We start from the raw sequence: 6,799 nt of genomic DNA, 5'->3' as shown, positions 1-6,799 counted from the left end.
AAATGACGGGATGCTTGGCCGACATCTTCTTTGCTCCCGTTAAGCCCTGAACAGGCCGCGGTTGCCGAACAGCGGCGAGCGTTCGGCAATGGCGCTGGGTTCGGTGTGATAGCGGCCGACGCGCTCGACTTCCCTGGCCGAGCCAAAGACCAGCGGCACGCGCTGATGAAGGGCTGACGGGGTGATATCCAGGATGCGGTTGACCGTATCTGTGGCGCAGCCGCCAGCCTGCTCGATCAGCATAGCGATCGGGTTCGCCTCATAGACCAGTCGGAGACGGCCATTGCCATAGCCCGCCCGCGCGTCTCCTGGGTATAGGAACACACCGCCACGGATTAGGACCCGGTAGGCCTCCGCCACCAGCGATGCAATCCACCGCATATTGAAATTACGGCCGCGTGGGCCATCCTCGCCCTTCAAGCAGTCGTCGACATAGAGCCGGACCGCTTCGTCCCAATGACGGTAGTTGGACGTGTTTATCGCAAATTCGTTTGTCCGCTCGGCGAGCCGGATGCTTTCGTGCGTCTGCACAAAGGTGCCGAGCCGAGGCGAGAACAGGAATATGTGCGTTCCTTTTCCAAGAGTGAGAACCAGAAGGAGCTGTGGTCCGTAGACGAAGAACCCCGCGGCAAGCTGGGCGCTTCCAGGCTGCAGAAACAACCCCTCGCTAGGTGCGGTGGCTGCCGCAGCACTTGCCGGCAGTAGCGAGAAGATCGTGCCGATCGACACGTTCGCCTCAATGTTGGAAGACCCATCGAGCGGGTCAATTGCCAGTGCGATGCGGCCATTCGGGTCGAGCATGACCGGCGCGGAGCGCTCTTCAGAAAGCACGTACAGCACGGGAACATTGTGCAAGGAGTCCAGGAAAGTCTCGTCTGCGTGGATATCGAGATCCTTCTGAATGTCTCCGTCGGCGTTTCTTATTTCGCGCGAGCCGCTAGGGGTAGCCCCGAGCTTCCCTGATCGAATACTGTTGTTGACCTTGAGCGCGGCGGAGGCGAGTGCCGCCAGGATCGAAAGCACGTCGGACCTGTAACCGGCCCTTCCATGTGATGCCAGAAAAGCCTCGAGCGACGGTGCACTCATCTTCCCCTCCCATCCCGGCGGTGGTCCCAGCGGAATAGGGGTCATGGAGGCGCGTCGTGGCGGGTTAGTAAACTTTAATCTGTTTACGACTGCAGTAAATTTTGCTTAGCTCGAGGTATGAAACATATCACCCTTCGCCAGCTTCGCACCGTCTGCGCAATCCGTGCCGAGGGCAAAATAGTGAATGCAGCCAATCGGTTGGGCCTGACTGGCCCGGCCCTGACACTGCAGTTACGCCAGTTGGAGCAGGAATGCGGAGCGCAGCTCTTCGAAAGGACAACGGACGGTATGCGTCCGACTGACGCAGGGATTGCCGTGGTCGAAGCGGCACTGGCAATTGAGGAACGATTGCGCCTGCTACGGGAGGAGATCGACGCCATCAAGGGGCTGAGGCGTGGTCGCCTTGTGGTCGGCGCGGTTTCAACCGCCAAGTACTTCGCGCCGCAGATCATCGCCGGCTTCAAGAAGCTGCATCCCGACATAGACATCAAGCTGATTGTCGGCAACCGCGAGCAGACGATCGCCAAGCTGAAGGATCATGCGCTAGATGTCGCGCTGATGGGGCGCCCGCCGCCGGATCTTCAGGTCGACGGGCGCGTGTTTGGCGATCATCCGCTGTTGATCGTGGCTGCGCCCGATCACCCGCTGGCGAGGCAGCGCGACATAACCAAGGCGCGCGTTGCCCAGGAGCATTTCATCGTCCGCGAACCAGGTTCCGGGACACGGGTCTCTTTTGAGCATTTCATGCGTGAGGTCCCGGGCCGGCTCGATGAACCCGGTACAGAAATGGACTCCAACGAAACCATCAAGCAGGCGGTGATGGCTGGCTTGGGCGTTGCCTTCATATCGGCTCACACTGTCGCATATGAGGTCGCCAGTGATAGGCTAGCAGCGCTTGACGTGATTGGCCTTCCTATCCGTCGGCAATGGTTCTCAGTGGTTCGGCAGGACCGCGCTGCCACACCGGCACTTGAGGCGTTTCGCGATTTCCTGACAAAAAGGGGGCCGACCTTCCTTCCGGTGCTCTCGCGGCTCTACGCGGCTGGCTGAGGCTCTCCGCAAAATCGCATCTTCGAGGCGAGGAGCTCCTGCTGGTCGACTTCGTCTTTTCCGTTGCTGGCTAGGACTGCGACTCTGAGAGCCGCTTTGAGAGGTGCCGGCTGTCAGACGCTGCGGCGAACTTCGGCGGCTGCATCGTCTCCGGTTCGCGACACGCCGAGGCGGGACAACACCTCGTCGCGAAGGCCAATGAAATTCGGATCGGAGCGGTCGCGGGAGACTGCGTCGGTGACGGGTAGGATCGTGGCGATCCGCCCGGGATGGGGATGCATGACGACGATCCGATCTCCAAGGTAGACTGCTTCATCGACGTCGTGCGTGACGAGCACGGCGGTCGTGCCCTCGTTCCGGACGATTCTTTGAAGTTCGTCCTGCAGGCGCAGCCGGGTCAGAGCGTCGAGGGCCCCGAAGGGCTCGTCGAGCAGCAGAAAGCGCGGCTTGGTGACAAGCGCCCGGGCGATCGCCACACGCTGCGCCATGCCGCCGGACAATTGGGCAGGATAGGCTTTGGCAAATTGCTCGAGGCCGACGAGATGCAGATGGTCGCGAACGAGTTGGCCCCGCTCAGCCGCAGCCAACCCGCTTTGGCGCAGCGCCGCAGCCACATTGGCCTCGACATTGAGCCAGGGCAAAAGCCTGTGCTCCTGAAAAACGATCGAGCGATCGAGACCCGGCCGTTCCACCCTCTGCCCGTCGACCCGGATCTCGCCGTCATAATCAGTGTCGAGGCCGAGGACCAGCCGCAGCAAAGTGGATTTGCCGCACCCCGACGATCCCACGATGCTGACGAACTCGCCCTCGCCGACTGCAAGATGGACATGCGACAGGGCCTGGACCTGCCGGCCGGCGACCCTGAACCTCTTGCTGACGTCAGCAATCTCCAAAGCGTGGCTTTGGCGACGTTCCCGCTCGGACGTGGCGACAGGGTCGCTCATGGGATTCTCCAGCGCAGAAGGCGATGCTCCAGGGCGCCGGCGACGACATTGAAGACCACGCCGACGCCACCGAGCAGCAGAATGCACAGCAGCAGTAGATCCATGTGGAACAGGTGCTGGGCCTCGTTCATGCGCCCCCCGAGACCGGGTGCGATGTTGAGCAGAAGCTCGGCGCCCACCGTAGCGGTCCAGGCGTAAATCAGCGCCGAATGCAGGCCCGTGAAGATTTGCGGCAGCGCACCCGGGATGGCGATGATCCAGGCAAAGTCGAACCAGCCGAAGGTCAGGACGTCGGCAAGCTCGCGATAGCTCCGCGGAATGCCGGACACTCCCTGCCAGGTGTTGATCAGGGCCGGCTGAAACGCCGCGAGCGCGATGAAGACGACCTTGCCGGCCTCGCCGCCGCCGAACCACATCGAGATGAGGGGAACCCAAGCGAACAGGGCGATCTGACGGTGTACCAGCAGCACCGGCCCGAGCAGGCGTTCAATGATGCGGGAAAACCCGATCGCCAAACCAAGCGTGATCCCGGCCACACTGCCACAGGCAAAACCAATCAGGTCGCGCTCCAGGCTCGCCAGTAGATTGAAGCCAAGGCCGCCGTCGCCAAACTCTGCAATGCCACGGGCCACCACCGCTTCGAGCGGCGGCACAAAACGCGAGTCAGCAAGGCCGGCGTGCGCGAGCAACTCCCAAATCGCGAGCAGCGTAATCGGTAAGACAAGCGGTCGCAGATGTCGGCCGATAAAGCGGAAGGGCGGCGGGGCGATAGGAACGCCCTGCGACAGCCGCTCCAGACCCATAATCGTGATCAGGCTCATCGTGGGGTCTCCGGACGCCAGCGTTGCAGATGGTTTTCGGCAAGCGTGAGCAGGCCATGGATCACCAATCCTATGAGGCCGACGGCGATCATGGCCGAAAGAACGAGTTCCAATTGAAAGAGCTGACGGCCATAGGCCATCAGGTATCCGAGTCCTTCGAACGATGCGATGAGCTCTACCGCAACCAGGGTCTGCCAGCCGTTTGCAAGGCCTTCGCGCAGCCCGGTGAAGATTGACGGCACGGCGGAAGGCAGCACGATCATCGTAAGTTTCGACCAGCGGCTGAACGAAAGGACGCGGCCAAGCTCCACATAGGCTTCCGGAACGTCGCGCACGCCTTGGCAGGTGTTCAGTACGACTGGAATGAAGGCTGACCAGCCGATGACGATGATCTTCAGGCCTTCGTCGATCCCGACTATCAGGATGATGATCGGCATCCAGCCGAGGGTCGGGACCTGGCTGAGGGCCAGGAACAGCGGATCGACGAAGTCGCGAAGGGTCTTTGACACGCCAACCGCGGTGCCGAACACCAGGCCCGCCAGCGCACCCGCAGCAAATCCCTCCGCAACGCGCTCAAGGCTGGTGACCGTGCTGGAAAGCAGCGAGCCGTCCTGGATGCCATCCAACAAAGTGTCGAGCACGACCCAGGGCGGCGGCAGGATCTGCTCCGGCAATTGGCCCAGGAGAGCGGCGACGGTCCAAACCGTCAGAAGCCCTAGCGGCACCACGAGGCCGAGAACCAGGATGCCGGCGGCCGGGAGAATGCGCCGGCGAGTGGGGGCAGCACCGGCGGTGCTGTCCCCATGGCCGGTCTGGGCCGCGGCTTGGCCGCCGCTCATCTTAGTTGCTCGCCGCTTTGGTGTGTTCGACTTCGCCCTCGGTCGCTTTCTGGCCTTTCGCGTCGAAGGTGGACCAGTAGTTCTCGAGCTTCAGGTCTACCAGGGCCTGCTTGAGGTACTTGGTCTCGAACCAGCTGTCGATGTCGACGTCCTTCTTGATCAGGCCGTAGGCTTTGGCGCGCGCGGCCTGATCTTTGTAGCGCGCGATAATGAAGTCATCGACGACAGGCGACAGGCGGTGGGCCAGGCGCTCGTCTTTGAAATCGGCCTCGAAGCTTTCGACCGGCAGGCCAGCTTTCGACCAGAGCTCGAAGACTGCCTGGCGATTAGCCTCATCCGAGCCGAAGCGCGCGCCCTTGACAAAGGCGCGCACGACCTTGGCGGTGAACTCTGGGTGGGCCTTCTCGAACTCCGCGGTGACGAGGAGTCCCGCGTTGCGCCCGAGGGTCGGGTCGTCGTTCTTGGTCGAGTAGATGATCTTGACCGCGCCGCGTTTGGCGAGGTCCAGATATTCCGAGCCGCCGAAGGAAGCCTCGACATTGCCCGAGATGAGCGCGGCCGTGGCGGAATTCGAGTCGAGACTGACGAAGCGGATATCTTTTTCGGCGAGGCCGTGCTTTTCGAGAACGCGGTCGGTGGCGATCTGCAAATTGGTGCCGCGGAACTGCGCCACCTTATGGCCCTTCAGGTCCTCCACCGTCTTGAGCTGCGAATCCGGGGGTACGGCGAGATAAAGCGCATCATGGCTTCCGGCCGACGCCAGATATTTCGTCTGCAGGCCGCGCGAGCGGCCGACGATCGAAGGCAGATCGCCGAGGCCGGCAGCGAAATCAAGTTGGCCGGCGGCGAGCGACTCGTTGAGAGCCGGGCCGGCGCCGCGGAAGAACGTCCATGTGATCTTTGTGTCGGGCACGTCCTTGAACTCGGCCTCGACAAGCTTCTGCACATTGGCCACCGCGATATAGTCGCCATAGGCATAGGGCCGGTCGTCGATGCCAGTTCCGGGATAACCGATGCGGATGAGGGTCTCGGCCGACGCGGGACCGGTGGCGAGAAGGCCGCCGATCAGGGCTGCGATATGCGCGATTTTCATGAGTGAGGATCCTGGCTGGAGGGGAGGGTCAGGCGGCGCGGGTGAAGGCGTCGCGAACTAGCTTCTTACGGGTGACGCTGTGGCGGCCATCGACGCTCACCGGTACGTCGCCGTCGAGAGTGGTGCGGCGTACGACACGGGCCCTGTCGCCATAGTCATTGACGGCGTAATGCTGGGTGGCACGGTTGTCCCAAATGGCGACGTCGTTCGCTCGCCAGCGCCAGCGCACCGTGTTTTCGATGCGCAGGACATGAGACTGGAGGAGGGCGTAGAGCTGCTCGGAATCGCTCTTCGAATAGCCGACGAAACGCTGCACGAAGGAGCCGAGTATGAGTGAGCGCTCGCCGGTTTCCGGATGGACGCGCACCACGGGATGGTCGGTCTCGTAGACGGTGGAAGCAAAGACCTCTTCATAGTGGCGGCGATCGGCCTCGCTCGCATGCGGGCGCTGTGCGGCATAGTCATAGGCATTGCTGTGGGTTGCCCACAGCTGTTCGGCGGTCGCCTTGAGTGCCGGTGGCAGGCTGTCGTAGGCGGCCACTGTGTTGGACCAAACCGTATCACCGCCGACCTCGGGAATAGTCACACCGCGCAGGATCGAGATTTTGGGATAGGCATCGACGAAGGTAACGTCTGTGTGCCAGGCATCGGCGCGGCCACCGCGCGACGAGTCAAGTTCAAGGATCGAGGTCGTGCCATTGCGTACATGCTCGGTTGGATGTGGAACAAGATTGCCGAGGCGCTTGGAAAAACGCTCCTGCTCGGTATCGGTGAGCTGATCCTGGTCGCGAAAGAAGATCACCTTGTGCTGCAGCAGGGCTGCATTGATGGCTGCTATCGCCTCGACGGAAAGGTCGCCCGAGAGCTTGATGTCGGCGATCTCGGCGCCAATCCGCGCAGCGACCGGTTTGATCGTAAGCGCGGATAAGGTAGGGCGAGGTTGGGTTGATGTGGTCATGAGGGACT

Annotated in this window: 7 protein-coding genes; 1 reads left to right on the top strand and 6 read right to left on the bottom strand. The window is 62.1% G+C overall.

The genetic code is table 11. From position 1 onward, the window contains the following. Positions 1 to 39: 39 nt before the first annotated feature. Positions 40 to 1,086, bottom strand: a complete 1,047-nt coding sequence (locus EJ071_RS38240) for a class 1 fructose-bisphosphatase (RefSeq protein ID WP_126102424.1) — start codon at positions 1,084 to 1,086, stop codon at positions 40 to 42. A 117-nt stretch (positions 1,087 to 1,203) separates the two neighbouring features. Here EJ071_RS38240 and EJ071_RS38235 point away from each other — a divergent pair, with 117 nt between their 5' ends. Beyond that, positions 1,204 to 2,136, top strand: coding sequence for a LysR family transcriptional regulator (locus tag EJ071_RS38235; protein ID WP_126102423.1), 933 nt, complete (start codon positions 1,204 to 1,206; stop codon positions 2,134 to 2,136). Positions 2,137 to 2,249: 113 nt separating this feature from the next. Here EJ071_RS38235 and EJ071_RS38230 read toward each other — a convergent pair whose 3' ends face one another. The 5 genes from EJ071_RS38230 to EJ071_RS38210 are packed head-to-tail and all read right to left on the bottom strand — an operon-like array spanning position 2,250 to position 6,791. Then, on the bottom strand, positions 2,250 to 3,080 hold the full coding sequence (locus EJ071_RS38230) for an ABC transporter ATP-binding protein (RefSeq protein ID WP_126102422.1): 831 nt from the start codon (positions 3,078 to 3,080) through the stop codon (positions 2,250 to 2,252). Further along, positions 3,077 to 3,901 carry an ABC transporter permease gene (locus tag EJ071_RS38225; RefSeq protein WP_126102421.1) on the bottom strand — a complete coding sequence of 275 codons (825 nt, stop codon included), beginning with the start codon at positions 3,899 to 3,901 and terminating at the stop codon, positions 3,077 to 3,079. Before EJ071_RS38225 ends, EJ071_RS38230 begins: the two co-directional genes overlap by 4 nt. Continuing rightward, complete coding sequence (locus EJ071_RS38220; RefSeq protein ID WP_126102420.1) at positions 3,898 to 4,740, bottom strand: ABC transporter permease; 843 nt, start codon at positions 4,738 to 4,740, stop codon at positions 3,898 to 3,900. The genes EJ071_RS38225 and EJ071_RS38220 overlap by 4 nt, the downstream gene beginning before the upstream one ends. 1 nt (position 4,741) lies before the next feature. After that, on the bottom strand, positions 4,742 to 5,833 hold the full coding sequence (locus tag EJ071_RS38215; RefSeq protein WP_126102419.1) for an ABC transporter substrate-binding protein: 1,092 nt from the start codon (positions 5,831 to 5,833) through the stop codon (positions 4,742 to 4,744). A gap of 28 nt (positions 5,834 to 5,861) precedes the next feature. After that, complete coding sequence (locus tag EJ071_RS38210) at positions 5,862 to 6,791, bottom strand: TauD/TfdA family dioxygenase (protein WP_126102418.1); 930 nt, start codon at positions 6,789 to 6,791, stop codon at positions 5,862 to 5,864. Positions 6,792 to 6,799 lie beyond the last annotated feature (8 nt).

Source organism: Mesorhizobium sp. M1B.F.Ca.ET.045.04.1.1 (genome assembly GCF_003952465.1).
Lineage (GTDB): Bacteria > Pseudomonadota > Alphaproteobacteria > Rhizobiales > Rhizobiaceae > Mesorhizobium > Mesorhizobium shonense.
Note: the sequence above shows the minus strand (reverse complement) of the source record. Positions and strands in the feature narration are given on the sequence as shown.

Bases quoted from the DNA above. Each gene is read 5' to 3' on its own strand.
- EJ071_RS38235 (WP_126102423.1), top strand. From the start codon at position 1,204: ATGAAACATATCACCCTTCGCCAGCTTCGCACCGTCTGCGCAATCCGT.
- EJ071_RS38210 (WP_126102418.1), bottom strand. From the start codon at position 6,791: ATGACCACATCAACCCAACCTCGCCCTACCTTATCCGCGCTTACGATC.
- EJ071_RS38230 (WP_126102422.1), bottom strand. From the start codon at position 3,080: ATGAGCGACCCTGTCGCCACGTCCGAGCGGGAACGTCGCCAAAGCCAC.
- EJ071_RS38240 (WP_126102424.1), bottom strand. From the start codon at position 1,086: ATGAGTGCACCGTCGCTCGAGGCTTTTCTGGCATCACATGGAAGGGCC.
- EJ071_RS38220 (WP_126102420.1), bottom strand. From the start codon at position 4,740: ATGAGCGGCGGCCAAGCCGCGGCCCAGACCGGCCATGGGGACAGCACC.
- EJ071_RS38215 (WP_126102419.1), bottom strand. From the start codon at position 5,833: ATGAAAATCGCGCATATCGCAGCCCTGATCGGCGGCCTTCTCGCCACC.
- EJ071_RS38225 (WP_126102421.1), bottom strand. From the start codon at position 3,901: ATGAGCCTGATCACGATTATGGGTCTGGAGCGGCTGTCGCAGGGCGTT.